Annotated in this window: 21 protein-coding genes; 6 read left to right on the top strand and 15 right to left on the bottom strand. The window is 56.6% G+C overall.

The window, feature by feature from the left end; genetic code table 11:
- Positions 1–6: 6 nt before the first annotated feature.
- Genes P406_RS19565 through P406_RS19540 form a run of 6 tightly spaced genes read right to left on the bottom strand, consistent with a single transcriptional unit; the run spans position 7 to position 5,982 of the window.
- Positions 7–717 carry an iron-containing redox enzyme family protein gene (locus P406_RS19565; RefSeq protein WP_052739346.1) on the bottom strand — a complete coding sequence of 237 codons (711 nt, stop codon included), beginning with the start codon at positions 715–717 and terminating at the stop codon, positions 7–9.
- The gene (ectB, locus tag P406_RS19560; protein ID WP_046237084.1) at positions 717–1,997 is read right to left on the bottom strand and encodes a diaminobutyrate--2-oxoglutarate transaminase; all 1,281 of its coding nucleotides are present in this window, start codon (positions 1,995–1,997) and stop codon (positions 717–719) included. Before ectB ends, P406_RS19565 begins: the two co-directional genes overlap by 1 nt.
- Positions 1,998–2,026: 29 nt before the next feature.
- Positions 2,027–2,686, bottom strand: coding sequence for an acyl-homoserine-lactone synthase (locus P406_RS19555; protein WP_046237083.1), 660 nt, complete (start codon positions 2,684–2,686; stop codon positions 2,027–2,029).
- The gene (locus tag P406_RS19550) at positions 2,661–3,884 is read right to left on the bottom strand and encodes an MFS transporter (RefSeq protein ID WP_082100873.1); all 1,224 of its coding nucleotides are present in this window, start codon (positions 3,882–3,884) and stop codon (positions 2,661–2,663) included. Before P406_RS19550 ends, P406_RS19555 begins: the two co-directional genes overlap by 26 nt.
- Before the next feature lie 43 nt (positions 3,885–3,927).
- The gene (locus P406_RS19545; protein WP_046237081.1) at positions 3,928–4,857 is read right to left on the bottom strand and encodes a ThiF family adenylyltransferase; all 930 of its coding nucleotides are present in this window, start codon (positions 4,855–4,857) and stop codon (positions 3,928–3,930) included.
- Positions 4,858–4,872: 15 nt separating this feature from the next.
- Positions 4,873–5,982, bottom strand: coding sequence for an alpha/beta fold hydrolase (locus tag P406_RS19540; protein WP_082100870.1), 1,110 nt, complete (start codon positions 5,980–5,982; stop codon positions 4,873–4,875).
- Between the two features lie 143 nt (positions 5,983–6,125).
- Between P406_RS19540 and P406_RS19535 the strand changes: the two genes are divergently transcribed.
- Both P406_RS19535 and P406_RS19530 read left to right on the top strand, forming a co-directional pair.
- Entirely contained in the window at positions 6,126–6,941 is an 816-nt protein-coding gene (locus tag P406_RS19535; protein WP_046237079.1) for an isocitrate lyase/PEP mutase family protein, read from the top strand.
- Positions 6,942–6,972: 31 nt separating this feature from the next.
- Positions 6,973–7,314, top strand: a complete 342-nt coding sequence (locus tag P406_RS19530; protein ID WP_029572001.1) for a hypothetical protein — start codon at positions 6,973–6,975, stop codon at positions 7,312–7,314.
- Positions 7,315–7,407: 93 nt separating this feature from the next.
- On the opposite strand, the gene P406_RS19525 is transcribed toward P406_RS19530, so the two are convergent.
- From P406_RS19525 to P406_RS19510, 4 genes are all read right to left on the bottom strand, one after another.
- Positions 7,408–8,535, bottom strand: coding sequence for a sensor histidine kinase (locus P406_RS19525; RefSeq protein ID WP_046237078.1), 1,128 nt, complete (start codon positions 8,533–8,535; stop codon positions 7,408–7,410).
- A gap of 132 nt (positions 8,536–8,667) precedes the next feature.
- Positions 8,668–8,907: a hypothetical protein gene (locus P406_RS19520; RefSeq protein ID WP_046237077.1), complete on the bottom strand. Its 240-nt coding sequence runs from the start codon at positions 8,905–8,907 to the stop codon at positions 8,668–8,670.
- A 78-nt stretch (positions 8,908–8,985) separates the two neighbouring features.
- Entirely contained in the window at positions 8,986–9,429 is a 444-nt protein-coding gene (locus tag P406_RS19515) for a LexA family protein (RefSeq protein WP_046237076.1), read from the bottom strand.
- Between the two features lie 137 nt (positions 9,430–9,566).
- Entirely contained in the window at positions 9,567–10,829 is a 1,263-nt protein-coding gene (locus P406_RS19510; RefSeq protein ID WP_046237075.1) for a M20/M25/M40 family metallo-hydrolase, read from the bottom strand.
- 353 nt (positions 10,830–11,182) lie between these two features.
- Here P406_RS19510 and tal point away from each other — a divergent pair, with 353 nt between their 5' ends.
- Positions 11,183–12,112 carry a transaldolase gene (tal, locus tag P406_RS19505; RefSeq protein ID WP_004410285.1) on the top strand — a complete coding sequence of 310 codons (930 nt, stop codon included), beginning with the start codon at positions 11,183–11,185 and terminating at the stop codon, positions 12,110–12,112.
- Positions 12,113–12,197: 85 nt separating this feature from the next.
- Here tal and rssC read toward each other — a convergent pair whose 3' ends face one another.
- Both rssC and rssB read right to left on the bottom strand, forming a co-directional pair.
- Entirely contained in the window at positions 12,198–12,683 is a 486-nt protein-coding gene (gene rssC / locus P406_RS19500; protein WP_003315067.1) for an anti-sigma factor antagonist RssC, read from the bottom strand.
- Positions 12,680–13,864, bottom strand: coding sequence for a two-component system response regulator RssB (gene rssB, locus P406_RS19495; protein ID WP_003407019.1), 1,185 nt, complete (start codon positions 13,862–13,864; stop codon positions 12,680–12,682). Before rssB ends, rssC begins: the two co-directional genes overlap by 4 nt.
- A gap of 267 nt (positions 13,865–14,131) precedes the next feature.
- Here rssB and P406_RS19490 point away from each other — a divergent pair, with 267 nt between their 5' ends.
- Positions 14,132–14,431: a PilZ domain-containing protein gene (locus P406_RS19490; protein WP_004410282.1), complete on the top strand. Its 300-nt coding sequence runs from the start codon at positions 14,132–14,134 to the stop codon at positions 14,429–14,431.
- 88 nt (positions 14,432–14,519) lie between these two features.
- Here P406_RS19490 and P406_RS19485 read toward each other — a convergent pair whose 3' ends face one another.
- Positions 14,520–15,221, bottom strand: a complete 702-nt coding sequence (locus tag P406_RS19485) for an MlaA family lipoprotein (protein WP_046237074.1) — start codon at positions 15,219–15,221, stop codon at positions 14,520–14,522.
- 199 nt (positions 15,222–15,420) lie between these two features.
- Here P406_RS19485 and pcrP point away from each other — a divergent pair, with 199 nt between their 5' ends.
- Positions 15,421–16,029: an HAD superfamily inactivated hydrolase PcrP gene (gene pcrP, locus P406_RS19480; RefSeq protein WP_003415907.1), complete on the top strand. Its 609-nt coding sequence runs from the start codon at positions 15,421–15,423 to the stop codon at positions 16,027–16,029.
- A gap of 103 nt (positions 16,030–16,132) precedes the next feature.
- On the top strand, positions 16,133–16,402 hold the full coding sequence (locus P406_RS19475) for a DUF4404 family protein (RefSeq protein WP_003315072.1): 270 nt from the start codon (positions 16,133–16,135) through the stop codon (positions 16,400–16,402).
- Between the two features lie 152 nt (positions 16,403–16,554).
- Here P406_RS19475 and queF read toward each other — a convergent pair whose 3' ends face one another.
- Both queF and P406_RS19465 read right to left on the bottom strand, forming a co-directional pair.
- Positions 16,555–17,385, bottom strand: coding sequence for an NADPH-dependent 7-cyano-7-deazaguanine reductase QueF (gene queF, locus P406_RS19470; protein ID WP_046237073.1), 831 nt, complete (start codon positions 17,383–17,385; stop codon positions 16,555–16,557).
- Between the two features lie 130 nt (positions 17,386–17,515).
- Complete coding sequence (locus P406_RS19465) at positions 17,516–18,760, bottom strand: lipoprotein-releasing ABC transporter permease subunit (RefSeq protein WP_004410275.1); 1,245 nt, start codon at positions 18,758–18,760, stop codon at positions 17,516–17,518.
- Positions 18,761–18,765: the final 5 nt, after the last annotated feature.

Genomic DNA, 18,765 nt, shown 5'->3' with positions numbered 1-18,765 from the left:
CTCACCTCAAAGTTTATCGAGAAACTCAAGTCGCGCCTTGATCATCATGACGGCGGCGTGCCGGACTATTTCAAAACGAGTCGGTTTTTCCATCACCAGACGCGACAGAATCGCCAACAGGGTGTCCGCGTGACCATCGTCACATTCGATATGCAACGTGAAGAACCTGAGCCTCTCTGCAGCAACGCCCTGACCCGAGAAGCCAGTGACAATGTCACTGTACAGATGAGGAACAATGGCCTCGGCCCCCAGGCACAACGCCGAGAGTCCATAAATACCATTGGGCTGTTTGCAAAAGTTCATCATTGTATCGATGAGGTGCTGCGTGGAAGGAAGCGTGGCGTGCGCCTCCAGGTTCAGGTCGAAGGAGCACAACATCTCACGGTAGATAGCCGAATGAGTGGGTTCGGCGACTTCACCAAAACCCAGTTCTTCGAAAAGATTTTCGAACACTGCCAGAATATCTTCATCACCCTCAAGATGACTCATTAACTGGCAGATGTACCGCGTGAAATAACGGCTGTATTTTCCTTGTTGCACGAGAAAGTTCTTCAGCCGCTCTATCGGCATGCTTGCCGCACGGCACTGAACCAGAAAAGGATGATCGAAAACCTGCTGGATCAGTTCGTCTCTTAATTGTGCAAGCTCTTGCAGGATGAACTCATTGCCCAACGCACGGGCAGACAATGTACGGGTATCTCCAACCATTAAATCCATCAGGCAATCCCTCGCGATGATTCGTTGTGTAAGGTAGAAAGGTAGGCACGTTTCAAGATGTCCAGTCCGCGCTCTAGTACAGGCAGATCGATGGTCAGTGGCGGCATCAGCTTGAGCACTTCATTCAAGGGGCCACAGGTTTCCACAAGCAGACCTTGGGACAGGCATTCTGCAGACAGTCTGCTCGCGCGCCGTGAGTTGCCAAATCTCAATCCCATGAACAGCCCTCTCCCGACAATGCGGACAGCCTCGGGGGGTGAATGAGCAATTATTTTTTCCAGTGCAAGGCGCAGGACGGCGGAACGTTGCGCTATCGAGCGCTCGAACGCGTTGTCTTGCCAATAGCTCAGTGCCGCCGCAGCCGTCACGAATGCAGTGTTGTTTCCACGGAAGGTGCCATTGTGCTCACCGGGCGCCCACTGATCGTGCTCCGGTTTTATCAGCACCAGTGACATCGGCAGACCATAACCGCTGATGGACTTTGAAAGGCAAATGATGTCGGGGGATATATCGGCAGATTCAAAACTGAAAAACGTGCCCGTACGACCGCAACCAGCTTGAATATCGTCAATGATCAGCAGCGCACCTGAGGCCCGGCACAGCTGTTGAATTCTCTGTAACCATTGCGGCCGCGCGCAATTCAAACCGCCCTCGCCCTGCACAACTTCCAGAATAATGGCCGCCGGCGGCTCGAAACCTGCGCCTGCTGAGGAGAACATCGTTTCAATGATATGCGCGCTGTCAATGTCACGCCCCAGAAATCCGTCATAAGGTAGTCGAACGACGTTTGACAGCTCTACGCCAGAGACGGCTCTTTTATCGGCGTTGGCGGTCAGCGCCAGCGAGCCCAACGTGACGCCGTGAAATGCATGGGTAAACGCAGCGATGCAAGTGCGTCCGGTGATCTTGCGGGCCAGCTTCAAGGCGGCCTCGATTGCATTGGTCCCCGTGGGCCCGGTGAACTGCAGTTTGTAGTTCATCCCCCGCGGCGTGAGGATAATCCGCTCGAACTGTTCGATAAACCGAGACTTCGCAGCGCTGTGAAAGTCCAGGGTTGTCGTGATGCCGTCCTGCTGAATATAGTCCAACAGCTCTTTTTTCAAACGCGGGTTATTGTGGCCATAGTTCAGTGATCCGGCCCCCGCAAAAAAGTCGATGAACCGCCGCCCCTCGACGTCTTCGATCACTGCCCCTTGCGCCGTCGCAAACACAACGTCACAGTCGCGACAATAAGAACGCACATTCGACTCACGCTCGTAGATAGCCATTGATGGGTTCATGCCTGCTTCCCTTGCCCAGAAAAATTAAACTACGCTCGCGCCATGATGTAATGGCCCAGGCTTTTCTCGGGCCCGTAAAATATCGACAGCATGTCCTTGATGTCCAAATGCAGAACCGTACACTCTGACGTTTCATGCAACTCGTCTCGAAAGCGAATGTTCAAGTCACGGAACCCCATGTGGGCCAGTGCTTTGATCGGTGTGTGCGGTGTATCGATAAAACAATTGGCAAGGACGTCGTAGTTTTTTTCTTTCAGGCAATACTGCAAAGCCGCTTTTACCAAGGCAGCAAAAATACCGTAGGGGTAAGCCGAAAATATCTGATCGCAGTGCCTGGCCGGAACCATGAGTCGCGCACATTCGATCAGCGCGCCTTGCGCGGTTGCCCGTATCCCGGAAATATCGGCAAAGTTGTCGATGGGCAGACCTTGGTCCCCGTCGATAATCATGCGCATGACCCCCACGGCGGCTCCCTCTTCGTCAGTGGCGAGCAAGTAGACCGAGTTGGCATGGTAGCGATCATTGCGAGGATCGGTGTCATCCCCGTCCAGCCAACCTAACTCCTCGCTGTACACTTCCTGCCAAACAGCCTTGACCAAGGCGAGTTCGATATCAGAGTTTGCAAGTTGCACGTTACCTTTGAAATCCTTCGACGTGGCTTCGTCAAAGGACAGTGTCGATCCGTTCATGTTGTGCATTCCATAGCGTGTAGGTATAGGAAACTGCCATTATTGAAACAATCATTGCGACTGCACTGATGACACCTACGACGGGCGCTTCAACGAACTCGAGAAGTGTTCCCAGCAGGAAAGAACCTATCGGACTGCCCCCCATGAAAAACAACATCAGTAACGCTAACACCTGAGCTTTATTGCCTGAAGGGGCATTTTCCTGAATCAGCGTCTGCCCCATGCTGAGGGCAATACCGCCCAGAAACCCCCAACTCAATACCCCTAAAAACAGAATCCACTCTGTGAGCACGGACGGGATAACCGCCAGCAGTAACGACGCGAGCAGGCAGGAACTGATCAGTGCCCGTAATTTATTTTCTATCCCGCCCTTGACGGTCAAGACAATGACGGAAGCGATCAACCCGACCATAAACACGATATTGAACAGCGCCAACAACGAGGCGTCGTACCCCGGCAACCGGGAAATATGTAGGGGCAGCATGACGAAAAACGAGCCCAGAAAGAACACACCGATCAGGCCGTTCAATGACAGTACCGGGAAGATGACCGGGTGCTGAATGGAAAACCGCAGCGCGGTACTGGTTTCAGCGATCAGGCCGGAATGAGGCTTGCTGGGCGTGGTCACCGAAATATAAGAGGCGGCCAGGGACGACATCCCGAACAGAAGCGACAACAACAAGAACATCAGACCGACGCCCACCTGCGGTGCAAAACCTCCAATGGCGAAACCCACTGTCTGAATCCCGAACTCAATCCCGATGTTTATAGTGACGATCTTTTGCAACTGTTTCTTGCCCAGTACATTCAAGTAAAGTTCTCTGGCGGGCGCACAAAAGGCCGACAGCACGCCAAAGGCCAACGCATACACCAGCACGTTGGCGTAGGTTATTGCGGACTGGTAGCTCCAGACGGCGAAGACCAATGCCGTCAGCGCGCCACTCAGGTACACGCAGACCAATAACCTGCGCACCGGCTTGCGATCGGCAACATAACCGCCATAGATCACCAGCAGCAGCACCGGTAACATCAGGCACATCTGGGCGATGCCAAATTGAAAGGCCGATGCATGAACGACGCTGATCAGTACCCAGGGCAGAAATACGCTTTGTATCCCCACACAAATGAACCACAGACTGGAGGCCAGGAGGAACCTGGAAATATTGTGCCGTTCCTGAGTATCGAGCACTTCGTTCACGGCGCCTTCCTCAAAGGGCTGGCCCCGATCGGGGCCAGCTGGTTCAATTGACATTGAAGTGTTTGCGATGCTCCTCGGGGTTTGCCCACGTGCCGTCGAACTCATAAATACCGTTGTCGAACGTAGAGCCGTCGAACCAGTAATACTTGGGCATGGGAGGAAGTTCGGTGCTGTACGGTGCGCCCTCCAGGTCGCAAAGCATCAGCGCTGAACGACAGAGAATCAGGTAATGCGAGGCCGTCGGTGCCACGGAAAGAATAGGCACGTTTCCTGTCTCTTTCATCCAGCTGAAAATATCGGGAATGCTCGGAAAACGAGGCTGATAAGAGGCTTGAAGCATGACCAGCCTTTCGACCAGTTCAGGTGTCATCTGCGCCTCTTCCGGAATATCGTAAAAATCCTCCAGCGTCAGGCCTGCCTTGTCGAACTTGTAGATGTTGGCGCCCCAACCGACCACCGAGGATGCCAGCAAGCCTTTGCACCTGGCTGAGTGACGGTACGCCCTGTGCAGTGCGTAGCGCTCGGCAATGCTGTAGAAGTCCATTTGATCCAGCACCAGATCACAGTCCTCCACAAACGCTTCAGCGGTGTGCTTCTGTATACCCTCAGGAAACACATCAACGCTCACGTCACCCGCCAGCCGGTGAACCAGTTCGGCAACTACTAATGCCTTGTTACGACCGACGGTTTCCACTGAAGCACCAAACTGTCGGTTGATATTGCTGATGTCGAAAGAATCGGGATCGGCAATTTTGATATGCCTTACACCCAACCGTGCCAGACCGAGGGCCACGGCACCGCCAATACCCCCTGCGCCTGCGACGCCGACAACAGCATTGGAAAGCTTACCCTGATTGGCCATCTGCTCCAGTTTCGAGTTGCCGAGAAAACAACCGCTGCGTGAAACCCGCTCGTTGTATACCTGCTCGTCGAAAACGCCTGGAAATTTAACAATGCGTGCTTTCTTCAACATGATCTGCTCCTTGCTTTAGTTGCGGCCGCCGCAAAAACTACAGGCCAGTGACAATCGGTTATATGAGCCTTCCAGAAAAACCCGTACTTCGCGATAGAGTTCGAAACGCTTTTTTTCAAATAACATGGCGTGGGTGCCTTTATCGATCAGCACGTACCGTTTACTGGAAGCATTGCTCAGGTGTGTGTACAGCCAGTCGATATCCGCCGCGGTGGTCAGCACATGATCATAATCACCGCGTGTGATTAACACAGGCACCGTGATTGTGGCAGGGTCCCAATACACGCCATGCCAGGCATCGTAGATATCCTGGGCGAAGCCTCCGGGTACTTTAATCATGTTCTTTTGATGCGCTCTTTCCAGCGCCGCATCACCGGGCCAGTTTTTTATAAACCCTTGTTCAAGCTGCGTCTCGGTGCCCGCCGGACGGTCTTCTTCTATCATGGACAATCGCTTGTCGACCGGAATCTCATAAAAGCTCTTGTCGGGTCTTTCGGCACTGCCGAACAAGCCTCGGACAATCTCCGGGCTTGTGGTATGACGCCGGACGATGGGCGAGTTGAACACGACCTTGTCCACTTTTTCGCCGTGCGCGCTCAGGTAATACCCCACCGGTATCGCGCCCCTGGACGTGGCGATAATCGTCAGCTTTTTAGCACCGGTAAACTTCAATACATAGTCGACGGCGGCATCAATCACGGGCACCAGGCTTTTGGCATTGCCCACCGATTCACCGTTGGCGTGTGGGCTGGCCTCGCGCATTTCCGAATAATCATCAGAACGACCATACCCCGGCAGGTCTACCACCCAGGCCTCGCGCCCTGAATTGGCGACGTCTTGGGCCCAGGAATAACCGTCTATAGCGTACCCGGCCGAGAGATTACCTGAAATGGTTGCACCATGAATAAACAGAACAACTTGTGACTCTTTCATTGTTTGAGTGTGGGTCCCTTTCGGCGAATCACGCCAGAGGGCCATTTTCATCGCGTCAGTTTTTAGCGTGACGGTATGAACTTCCACACCGTCTATATTTGCGGCTGAACTGGCAGGCAGTGGCGCCGCGCTCACCATTAAGGCGGTGGTACAGGACGCAATAAACAACGCAGCAGAAGCAATCCTTTTCATCAGTCGACGTCCTTGCGATAAAGTGGATAAAAGCATTCCACAGGGGCTGCGTGTTGTCTGTTCAAACTTTTTTAAGCCCCTTCACTTTTTTTTAATCATGCGTGCTGCGAAGAGGACTATACTTGGCCATTCAGGGAGGCGCTATGAACACCAGCCAGGCATTCAGAAAGTTACATGAACGCGATGAGTTATTCGTCATGCCCAATGCATGGTGTGAGGGAAGCGCGCGCCTCATTCAGCAATTGGGCTACGCCAGCCTCGGCACCACCAGCGCGGGGATTGCCTATGCACAGGGCTACCGCGACTCATCTCCCTCGATGGACAATGAAGACCGATTTGCGGCGATTGAGCGCATCGTTCGGGCAGTGGACATACCCGTGACGGCAGACCTGGAGAATGGTCTGGCGAAAACACTGGGCAAGGTCGAGGAGCATTTCAGAAGAGCCCTGAACGTCGGCTGCGCTGGTGCGTCCATTGAGGATATATCCGACTATCATGACCCGAACACCCCGCTGTATTTCTCTATCGAAGAAGCGTGCGATCGGGTGCGCGCTGCCAGTGAGGCCGCCCACGCGCTCGATGCCGATTTCATCGTCACCGCCAGGACAGACTATCTGCTTGGAGCGCACGCGTATTCGTTGACCGAGGTTATTGAACGGCTGGTCGCGTTTGAAGAAGCTGGAGCCGATTGTCTGTTCGCACCCGGCGTGAAGTCGATCGAGGACCTTGAGGCGATTCAGAGAGCGCTCAGCAAACCTCTCAACGTCCTGCCTGTTTTCGGTATGACGATTGACAGACTCAGGACAGTCGGCGTTCGCCGGATCAGCCTGGGCAGCTCGCTGTTTCGTAACGCCTACCGGCAGATCTCCACTGTTTTACTTGGATTGGAAGAACCACAGGGACTGGATTTTCTACAATCGGGACTGAGCCTGAATCAGCTCGATGAAGTGATGCGTTAGCCAGGATCGAGTGTTTGCATGGAGCATACATGTGATATCCGATAGAAACCGAAATGCCGTTATTGGTCTCGAGAACGGCGTGACGATCAACCGTAGCTCTTTTCGTCTGGCCTGGCGGACGCTGAGGTTTGGTAAAGCAGAGCAGTTGGCAACTGAGATGGCAGGCGTTGAAAACTTACCCGTTTCAACGACAGGCCTGGCGACGGTACTGAGCCCGGCCATGCGGCTTTTTGACGGGTGTGCAGACATGGGTCTATGGGACGATGATACTTATGACCTGTTGATCATTCGTCTTCCCCCCGACGGCAGCAGATCGGACACCTACAGGCATCTCATCCGTGTGGCACGTCAGGGTGTGATTATCCTGCGCTGACTTTCAGGCCATGACGGGCGCGTTATCAGGGACAGGCAGCTCTGATCCGGATGCTCTTCAGTTGCCTCGCAACTCTATCGCCGCTACGCGACCTCACTCCGCATTCAACGGAATAACGACCGCAAACGTAGTCCCCAGATCCGCTTTCGACGTCACCTCGATACGCCCGCCGTGCGCATCGACGATTCTGTCGACGATGAACAGGCCCAGCCCCAGGCTTGAATAAGGTCCGTTGTCGGTCATCTTTTCGGGTGAATAGCGGTCCATCGGGTTGAAGATGAACGGAAGCACGTCTTCGGGAATCGGGCTGCCGGTGTTGTGGACGCTAAAGCGCAGCTCGCTCTCCGAGACGGCCAGCGTCACTTCAACGGGATCAGAGCTATTGCCGTGCTGTATAGCGTTGCCGATGAGGTTGGAGAAGACCTGCTCGAGGCGATCACCATCGAAGCGACCAATGACCGGTTCGTCTGAAGTCAGGCGAATGTCTGCTTCCGGGTGGACCGTACTCGATTCTTCAACGATGCGAACGCAGATGGGTTGCATGTCTATTTCGGTCTTTTTCAGCGGGATACCGGGGCCGATCTGCGAACGCGTGAAGTCGAGCAAGTCGCCAACGATCTGGTTGGCGCGCTTCACGCTGGAATAGATCCTCGAGGCGACCTTGGTTGGCCGCGCGCCCAGATCATGGGTGCGCAACAGCACGTCGGCACCCAGCAATATGGCGCTTAGCGGGGTACGCAAGTCGTGCCCGAGGATGCCCAGAAAGATATTGCGTGACGCCTGAACCGCGCCTGTGTAGCTGGTGATGGACTCGGCAAGGGCCTGATCTATGGCTTCATTGAAGCGGATCATGTCTTCGATCTGCTGCTGAGTATCCAGCGCCTCTTGCGACATCCACTGCTTGATCACACTTGCCCGTAATGCCCGAAACTCCGAGACCACCTGGTCAATGGTGAAGCCCGACATCAATCGGGTGATTGCGTGGATTTTCGCCGCAGTGTCTTCGTGCGAAACGGCGTGGCCCTGCGATTTGTCGACCTGCTGCTGCAGCGATTGATCCGTTTGCAGATCAGTCGCGATAGCCCGCAGCATTTGCTCGACATGATCTCTCAGCTCTGTGGTATCCAGAGGCTCGCCGAGGGTGGACAGGGTGCGCGCGAAATCGGTCCACTCGCGCACGATAGGCTCGATGTTGTCGAGGATGAAGCCTGATAACCGCATAGCCATTCAAACCTGAACGTGAGCCCGCTGATTGCAGATTCGTAGGGTGAGCCGGGAACCCGTCCCGATCAAGCGGACAGATAACGTCTGAAGTAAAGTTCACGCAGTCAGGGGGATAGCGGAATACCGAATCTAATCGGCAAGTGCCTGTAAACGAGCCTGAACTGCGTCGTCGAAAATGATGTAAAGCGCTTCTGCATCGGCTGGACGCAGCTTTCTGCTGGTCTCAAGACCGTGAATGTATTCGATCTGCAACGCCGCTTCGGCTTCCACGTCGGCGCAGGTGCTGGTTGCGTCGAGCGCTCTTACCAGATCACTGATTTCTCCCTGTACAGGCTTGGGGAGCCGTAACTGGTCAAGTCGTTCTTGCATGCGCTCGGTATTCCGCTAAAAGCCAAAGAGTAGGAAGCAGATCACGCAGCGGCGTGCAATGCAAGGACATGCGTCTGTTCATCGATGAGCTGATGATGCAGCGCGGCCCTCCAGCAGGTTTTTCAGGCTGAAGGTCACCACCCCCAGGATGATCAGGTCATCGTTGTCGGTGACATGCAGTGGCGGGAAATCCGGGTTTTGCGATTCCAGAATCACCACATCACCCCGCATGTGCAAACGCCGGCAGATCTGCCGTGCATTGAGCGAGGCAACGACGATGTCACCGTGCTCGGCGTACTGGCTGCGGTCGACCACCAGCATGTCCCCGCTGCACATGCCGCCCCCTTGCATACCCTGATCTTCGATCCTGGCCAGGTAGGCGTGCGGCTCACGGACCTCGCAAAGCTCGGCAATGGAAACATGCTTCTCGACCACTGGCGATCTGGCGCCAACGGACGACAGCGATATGAACGGGAGCTTGATGCCCCCTGCCGACAACGGGCCAAGGAAGGTAACACTCATGAGGCGAGCCTTTTCTGATTAACTGTATACATATACAGTTAATCGTTTATCGGCGCTCAGGTCAATCGCAAAGCCCGATACCTCGACAGATGGCGCGGACCGGAGACCACGCCTTGCCACCCTCACCTCACAGGCCCTCAGGGTGTCGCATCGCCCTTCGACAGCTGCGTAATCAACGCAACGGTCAGGTAAAGCCTGGGCGCGATGCTCGACAACTCAATGTATTCATCGTCGGCATGCAGGCCCGCGCCGACCACGCCCATGGTTTCGAGCACCGCAGGCTTTGCACTGCCAGGTACGTAGGCATAGCCCGCGTCGGTACCGAAACGCATGGCAATCGGCTCTAAAGTTCGGCCTGTTTTCTGGTAAAGCGTCTGCGCGGTTTTCGCCAACTGTTCGGAGCCAGGGTTTCTGGCCAGCGGCGGTCGGCCTTTTTCCATTCGCAGGGTCACTTCGGTGCCATCGACCAGCGTCTTCTTCACGATCCTTTGGCCATCAGCCAGTACGCGGTCGCTCTCGCTGAGGTCGGAATAGCGCATGTCCGCCTCGGCCGACGCGCTGGATGGAATGATGTTGCGCTTCTCCCCGCCCTTGATCAGGGTCCAGTTGACGGTCGTGCCTTTGCCCGGGTCGCCGAGGTCCTTGAGCTGCAGCAACTGATGCGCCAGCTCGATGGCGGCATTACGCCCGGCCTCGGGAGCGGAGCCAGCGTGTGACGATTTGCCTTTGACATCGAGAATCAGGCCATTGATGCCGTTGGTGGCGACGGTAACGGCATCCTTGTCAGGCGGCTCGTAGGAAAACACGTAGTCATGCTGGCGAGCGAGTTCGGCGATGACTTTTTTCGAGCCGCTGGAGCCGGTCTCCTCGTCCGGGTTGAAGAGCACCGTGAGCGTACCGAACTCCTTGAACTGCTCATTCTGCAACAGTTTCAACGCGTGCAGAATCATCGCTACGCCGCCCTTGGCATCTGCCACCCCAGGGCCATAGGCGCGCTCGCTGTCGAGTCTGAAGGGACGCTTGGCGGCGGTGCCCGGCCCAAACACTGTGTCGTAGTGGACCATCAACAGAAAAGACCGCGTGCCGTTGCCTTTGAAGGTACCGACGATATTGTCCCCCGCCGAAGGCTCTGCCGGCGTGGTGGAGACTTCTGCGCCCAGTGCCTTGAGACGTTCGACCAACATGGCGCTGACGGTCTTCAGCCCGGGTGCCTGGCCGGTGCCTGTGTCGATATCGACCAGTTGCCGGACCGTGTCGAGGTAGGCCGGTTGTTCGGCCTGGGCTTTTTTCAACAACTGATCGGGTGACAGCTCGGCGGCGTTGGCAGCAGTGGAAAACAGGCCCATGGAAACCAGGGAAAGTCCGATTGCGGCAGTGATGGGGAAGCGTCGTGAATGCATGCTGGTTCCTTCAGATGATCGCGAGTTGAACAGCATCTTTACCCCAATGCGTTGCTCGACGCCACAGGCGAGCCCGATTGCGAGTCCGGCTCATCTCAATGCAGCAACCCTCTTTCACAGGACCTATAGTCTGATAGTCGCACCCATCCCGCAGCGTGCAGGCCGCTTGAGAGGCGTTAAATTCATATCGAGGGAACAAGCAGTCGGTGCGAGGCTCAAAAACAGTCTAGACAAAGGTATTCACGACAATGCCGTCCCTCAGGGCCTATCATCGGCAGCAGTACACGCTGCGGCCTTGAGTGGTCGGCAGCGCTCGGGTAATGTCATCCAACCGCACAGGACAGAGCACGCTCATGACTTCCAAGCTGGATCAACTCAAGAAATTCACCACCGTTGTTGCTGACACCGGCGACTTCGGCGCAATCAAGAGCCTCGAACCCGAGGACGCCACCACCAACCCTTCCCTGCTGCTCAAGGCCGCTTCCGACGCGAACAACGCCAAGATGCTGGGCGAAGCGTTCGACGGTAGCAAGGGCGACATCGGCCTGGCCTGCGACCGCTTTGCAGTCGCCATCGGTCAGGAGATTCTCAAGGTGGTTCCGGGTCGCGTATCCACTGAAGTGGACGCACGCCTCTCCTTCGACACCAACGCCCTGATCGAACGCAGCGAGCGCTTGATCGGTCTGTACGACGCCGCCGGCATCAAGCGTGACCGGGTGCTGATCAAGCTGGCCGCCACCTGGGAAGGTATCCGCGCAGCTGAAAAGCTCGAGAAGGATGGCATCCAGACCAACCTGACCTTGCTGTTCTCCTTCGCCCAGGCAGTCGCCTGCGCCGAGGCCGGGGTGTTCCTGATTTCGCCGTTCGTGGGCCGTATCTACGACTGGTACAAGAAGTCGACAGGCACCGACTACACCGGCGCAGAAGACCCGGGCGTGCAATCGGTAACGCGCATCTACAACTACTACAAGGCCAACGACTTCAAGACCGTGGTCATGGGTGCCAGCTTCCGCAACCTGAACCAGATCGAACAGCTGGCCGGTTGTGATCGCCTGACCATCAGCACCGACCTGCTCAAGAAGCTGGCCGAAGACACCGGCACTCTGGAACGCAAGCTTGCACCGGGCAACGCCGGCGAAGCGCGTCAGAGCCTGACCGAGAGCCAGTTCCGCTGGGCTTCCAACGAAGACGCCATGGCCACTGAAAAGCTGGCTGAAGGTATTCGCCAGTTCGCTCGCGATCAGGAAAAGCTGGAAGCACTGCTCTCCGCCAAAAAAGCCTGAACATGAAAAAGGGCGACACCTTCGCAGGTGTCGCCCTTTTTGCTGCCTGCCGTTCTGAGATCAGATAGACAGACGCAACTGGTGCCTAGCGCTGACCTTCCAGTGCATTGACCAGATCATGGAACGCTTCACGATTGGAGTCGTTGAGGCCCATGAGAATCTTGTGCGCTTCAAGCACCTTGGCTTTCACCACTTCTTCGCATTGGTCCTGTGAAGGCAGATCAGTCAGGCACTCAGGCCGCGGCAGAGGCCGGTCAACGATGTTGAAGACCTGATCGAAGCCCATCGACTGCAACAGGCGCGTAATGTCCTCGTGAGTGGTCACAAGGGTCGGCAACAGGCCTACTTTCTGGCGCGACAGAATCGACAGTTTGGCCAGCAGGCCAAGCGTGGTGCTGTCAATGCTGCGCGTTTCGGTCAGATCAATGACCACCGCCGAGAAATTCAGCGCAGTGAAGATGCGCTCTATAGTCGCATCCAGGGCCGAACACAGCGTCAACCGCACTTCACCCACGAACTTGAGAACGAAGGTGCCTTCCTGCTCGGCGAACTGGATTCTACCGGTACTCATTCAAGATTCCTGCTTAACACTAACAAGGCGATATCATCCGGCATCTCCCCTAGCGTTGCCAATTCAAAAACCCGCTGCAAGCCATCCAGGCTGCCGCCAGCCGCCTTGACCAATTCGGGAAGGACAGCTTCTTTCTCTTTGAGTGTATCACCGGGTAACAAGTCCAGTATGCCATCAGACAACATGGTCAGACTGAAGGACTCGGGCAGATCGATTTCATGATCCTGGTAGGTGGCTTCATTGAACAACCCTACCGGGAGTCCACGACCTTCCAGATAATGCGCCTGCCCTTCGGAGTACAGCACAGGCAATGGCAGATGTCCGCCCACTGCGTACGTCAGTTTACCTGACTCTTCGTCGATGACACCGCCGACCATCGTAACGTGCTTGCCCAGCTTGCAACTGATGAGGCCACGGTTGATATGCCCCAGCACGTCCGACGGCTTGAATTCAGGAAGCGTTCCGCCACGCTTTGACTCGAACAGCAGCCGCGTGGTCATGAACTTCAGCAGCACGGTAATGAATGCCGATGACGCGCCATGGCCTGAAACATCAGCCAGGTAAAAAGCGACACGCCGCTCGTCGACCCTGAAATAGTCGACAAAATCGCCGGACAGGTACAACGACGGAATGATCTGGTGCGCGAATTTGAATGCGTCAATCGACCACGGCGTGATCGGCAGCATGTTCATCTGCACTTGCCGACCCGCGTCCTGGTCTTCCTGCAACAGGTGCAGGCTGGCTTCGAGCTCGCGATTGGCCTTTTCCAGCTTTTCGCGATAGACCTGGTTTTCAGTAAGCAGGCGCGCCCGATCCAGCGCACGACGCACTGAATGCTCGAGTACGGCAAGATCTTCGAGAGGCTTGATCAGGTAGTCGGCAGCGCCAAGGCGCAAGGCCTCGACTGCATCGCTCATCACGCCCGCGCCGGAAACGACGATGACAGGCGTTTGCGGAGCAATGGCGGTGACCTGACGGATCAGCTCAAGCCCGCCCATCTGTGGCATGCGTAAGTCGCAGACCACCAGATCGGGGTTCTCCTGCTCGAAGATCTGAATTCCCTGCAAGCCATTGCTCGCTTGTAGAACGCTGAAGCCACTGTCTTCAAGGTAGGCGGCAAGGCTTGCGCGCACTACGTCGTCGTCATCGATAATCAGCAGCTTGGCACTGGTTTTTGGCATGGGGGCAAACGGCGCCAGATCAGGTTGGCGTAGGCGGCCCGGGATTACCGGAACCCGCTTACTGGATTCGCTTCTAGCCTCTCCGCAATAACACGCAACAACTTGATAAGTCTGTCGTGTTTCAGAGGTGCCCTTCAAGGCGCAGACGGTACTCCCATCCGACGGGTGTTTCAAGCATGCTCCTACCCTCACTTTGCGCTCTTTACATCGCAAATCACCCAGAGTTATAAGAACTCACAAATCAGCAACTAAAACGAAGGACTGTACATGAGTCGAAATGATCGCGACTACGAGGAAAAGCGGGATTACATCCGCATGCGCGTCGAGGCAGACGTCAACCTGATCCACGCCGGTCAGGTGATCCCTGCCGTATGCATTGACCTTTCCAGCTCGGGCATGCAGGTTCAGGCGCCACGCTCGTTCCAGGTGAGAGACAAACTCAGCGTGCGCATTGACTCTGACCATCCTGCGCTCAAGGGGCTTGAAGCCGAAACCGAGGTGGTCTGGGTGAATGATGAAGAAGGTGGTGGACAGAAACTGGGGCTTTCAATCATCTCGATGAAATGAAAACGGGCGGAACCGGTTCACACTTTTACAAAATAATAAAGGCGACCCAGGGTCGCCTTTATTGATTCATGCAGAGGCAAAGTAGCGATTAAAAATCGTCTTCGACCTTGCCATCCTTGACCTTGAACTCGCGGTTCTGCAAATAGGCATTGCGAATGAAGGTGTAGCGATCACCGCTGACCATACGCTCGGCAGACAGCAGGCTGGCACGTGTATCGATCAGGTTGACGCCCAGCGCCGTGTTACGGGTCGGGACGTGATCGATGTAGCGGTAAGGCGAGGTATAGGTGTCCGGGTACTTGGCGAACGCATCACGTACGGTGCTTGGCCCCAGGAACGGAATGACCACGAACGGGCCGCTCGGCACACCCCAGTAGCCCAGCGTCTGACCGAAGTCTTCATCGTTGCGTTGCAGGCCCATGCGGGTACCCACGTCGAGGAAGCCCAGCAGGCCGAAGGTGGTGTTGACGATCAGACGCGCAGTGTCGACGCCCGCCGCCTCAGGCTTGGCCTGCAGCACGTTGTTCGCCAGGTTGCCGACATCGCCGATGTTGCTGAAGAAGTTATGGATACCGTCTTCGACGAATTGCGGTGCGATGTACTGATACCCCTTGGCCAGCGGCTTGAGCGTGTAAGCGTCAAGGGTATCGTTGAATTTGAAAATGGGACGGTTGATGCCTTCCCACGGATCATCTTCAGCGGCCTGCACGGCCACCGGAACCAGCGCGATGCCGGCACACAGGGACAATTGCAGCAAACGTTTGATAAAGCCTGCACCGGTCACGGGCATAGCTGACACTCCTGATCGAGATATCGAAATAATGACGCGGGTGCTACGCCCCCACACGCTAGGACAGGGAGTATAAAGCCTTCTGTCGAGAATAAGGCAGGTCTGTCAGCAAAGGGTTCCGGATAAACTCCGTCATCGCACATTCATCGAAGTGTCACAAAAGATCGGTAGCGTTTCTCGATATTTCAGAGAGATCCCCATGCTCGCCCCGGTCCTCACGCCTTTGCCAACCTTCCCTGCCCTGCTGTTCGGCCTCAGCGGCTGCCTGGTGGACTTCGGTGCGCAGGCCGCAAATTCGCGCACACCCGGCGATGAGCACACGCAGTTCACACCGGGTGCAAAGGCTATTCTGCAAACGCTGCGTGACCAGAGCATGCCATGCGCCTGGCTCGATGAACTGCCTGAAAGCGTGAGCGCCGCACTGGCTGTGCCGGTCAATGACTGGATGATTCCCGCCCCCCGCCCGACCGCAGGCTGGCCCGCACCGGATGCTTGCTGGATGGCATTGATGGCCCTGAAAGTCAGCCATCTGGATGGCTGCGTACTGATCAGCGGCGACCCGCGCCTGTTGCAGTCCGGGCTGAACGCCGGGCTGTGGACCATTGGCCTGGCATCCTGCGGACCGCTGTGCGGGCTCTCGCCTTCACAATGGCAGGCACTCAGCAATGCCGAACGTGAACAGCGACGCGCGCAGGCCACACTCAAACTCTATTCGCTGGGGGTGCACTCGGTGATCGACCACTTGGGCGAACTGGAATCCTGCCTGGCCGACATTGCCCTGCGACGCAGCAAGGGCGAAAAACCCTGATACATATGCAGCCGGGCGCAGACTGGATTAGTCTTGATTGAACATGGACCTTTAGCTCTCCGGCGAAGTCCATGAGACAGACTTATCAATCAAGGAGCACGTCATGCCCGCCCGCGAACTGCAAGAACAACTCAATACCCTGCGCGAGCAACTGGAGCATAACCCGCCGATGTCAGAGTCCGAGCGGGAAAACCTGCACGAGCTCATGCAACAAATTGAAACTAAAATTCAGCTGGAACAGGCCACCCACGAGCAGGACAGCAGCCTGGCTGATGGCGTGAATCTGGCCGTCGAGCGTTTCGAGCTGGAGCATCCGACCATCGCCGGCACTCTGCGCAACATCGTGCAGACGCTGGGCAATATCGGAGTCTGATTGGGAGATGCCGTTCTGATAGCTCTGCGTTCGGCCGCTGATGCGCGGTGCGACGCGGAGCATCAGCACTACTGATACCTGTCGTTCCTCACGCTCCGCGTGGGGATGCCGTTCCGGACGCTCTGCGTTCGCTCCTCGGGCCTCAGACAATATTACTGCCGCGCCAGCCTGCGATTGTCCACGTCGAGCGTTTCAGTACTGCGGTACGGGTTGATGTCCAGACCACCGCGGCGCACGTAGCGCGCATACACGGTGAGCTTCTCCGGCTTGAGCAAGCGCTGCAGGTCGAGGAAGATTCTTTCCACGCACTGCTCATGAAAATCCGAGTGCTGGCGAAAGCTGACGATATACGCCAGCAGGCTTGCATGATCCAGCGCCGCGCCGCGATATTCGACCACCACACTGCCCCAGTCAGGCTGGCTGGTGACCGGGCAGTTGGATTTGAGCAGATGACTGTGCACGCTCTCTTCCATCACCCGCGAGTCATCACAACGCAGCAACTCGGGCTGCGGCCGGTCATAGCTGCTGACCGAGATGTCCAGGTCGTCGATACACAGGCCTGGCAATGCCGCGACACCTTCTTCTTCGATTTCCGCCAGGCTGCGAATACGCACGCTGACCGGTTTGCCCGCGGCGGCCGACAGGTCCTGTTCGAGCGTGGTCTGCAGTTGGTCGACGCTCGCGAAAGCCGTCTGATTCAACGAATTGAGGTACAGCTTGAACGACTTCGATTCGATGATGTTCGGCGATTCGGCCGGAATACTGAACTCGCCAATGGCCACCACCGGCTTGCCGGACGGCAGCAGCCATGACAGCTCGTAGCAGTTCCAGAAATCGACTCCCTGATAAGGCAGCGTCTGCGCGGTGAGCCCAAGCTCGGCCCATTTTGCGGCACGAGGGATCGGGAACAACAGCGACGGCGTGTAAGTGGCGATGTACTCACTGGACTTGCCCAGCGGCGAGTGTTCGGCTGCGGGATGCATGGCGATACCTGGATCATGAATTAACGCGGCGAGTTTATAGCGTTTGCGTGGGGCTTTCAGCGAAAATCCGCGCTGCCCCGCCACCCTCGCGGGCCGCCCTGCGGCCTCGGCGAAGGTGACTCAGGCTCTGTCATTCGTAACGCAGTGCGTGCGCCGGCTGGATCTGCGCGGCGCGCCACGCGGGGTAGATGGTCGCCAGAAAGCTCAGGATAAACCCGGCGCTGCAGATCAGCAGCACGTCACCGGCCTGCAGTTCGGAAGGCAGGTTGCTGATGAAGTACACATCGGAACTGAAGATGTGCTGACCGCTGACCCGCTCGATCCAGCCCACCAGGCTGCTGACGTTTAGCGCTGCAATAATCCCAAGAATGCCGCCGATCAGTGTCCCGACGATGCCGATGACGGTGCCCTGAACCACGAAGATCGCCATGATCTGCCGCGGCGTGGCGCCGATGGTACGCAGGATGGCGATGTCTGCGCCCTTGTCGTTGACCACCATGATCAGCGTGGCAATGATGTTGAACGCAGCCACAGCGACGATCATCAGCAGCAACAGACCGATCATGGTCTTTTCCATCTTCATGGCACTGAACAGGCTGCCCTGGGTATGGGTCCAGTCGTCGGCGCGATAGCCTTCACCCAGACCGGCGGCAATGGCGGTGGACACCTGGGGCGCCTTATACAGATCCTTCAGCGCCAGTCGCACACCTTGAACCTGATTGGGCTGCCAGCGTTGCATCTGCGCCGCATCGGCAATATTGATCAGGCCCATCGAACCATCCAGCTCGGCACCGACCTTGAAGATACCCACGACGGTCAGGCGTTGCAGGCGCGGCGTGATGCCGCCAGGAGCGCTGCTGACTTCCGGGACGATCAGGGTCAGCTTGTCGCCGATGGTCAAGCGAAAGCGGCGCGCGGTAATGTCGCCCAGCACCACGCCGAACTCGCCCGGCTTGAGGTCTTCGAGGCTTCCGCGGGTGATGTGCTGCGTGACGATCGACACTTCATGTTCCAGCGCCGGGTCTACGCCGCTGATCTGGATCGGCTGCATCGAGCCCTTGTAGGAGAGCATGCCTTCCATGTCGGTGAACGGTACGGCAGCGGTGACTTCAGGGTTTTTCAGCGCAGCGTCGGCCAGCGGTTTCCAGTCATCGACCGGAGTGTTACCGGCAATCACTGCGTGCGGCACCATGCCGAGAATCCGCGAGCTCATTTCCCGCTGGAAACCGTTCATTACCGACAGCACCACGATCATCGCCAGGACACCGAGTGCCAGACCGATCATCGAGGTCATCGAAATGAACGAGATGAAGCTTTTGCGGCGTTTGGCGCGGGTATAGCGCATGCCGATGAAGATGGGTAACGGTCTGAACATTCGCG

Source organism: Pseudomonas syringae pv. coryli str. NCPPB 4273 (assembly GCF_000972175.1).
Taxonomy (GTDB): domain Bacteria; phylum Pseudomonadota; class Gammaproteobacteria; order Pseudomonadales; family Pseudomonadaceae; genus Aquipseudomonas; species Aquipseudomonas syringae.
Note: the sequence above shows the minus strand (reverse complement) of the source record. Positions and strands in the feature narration are given on the sequence as shown.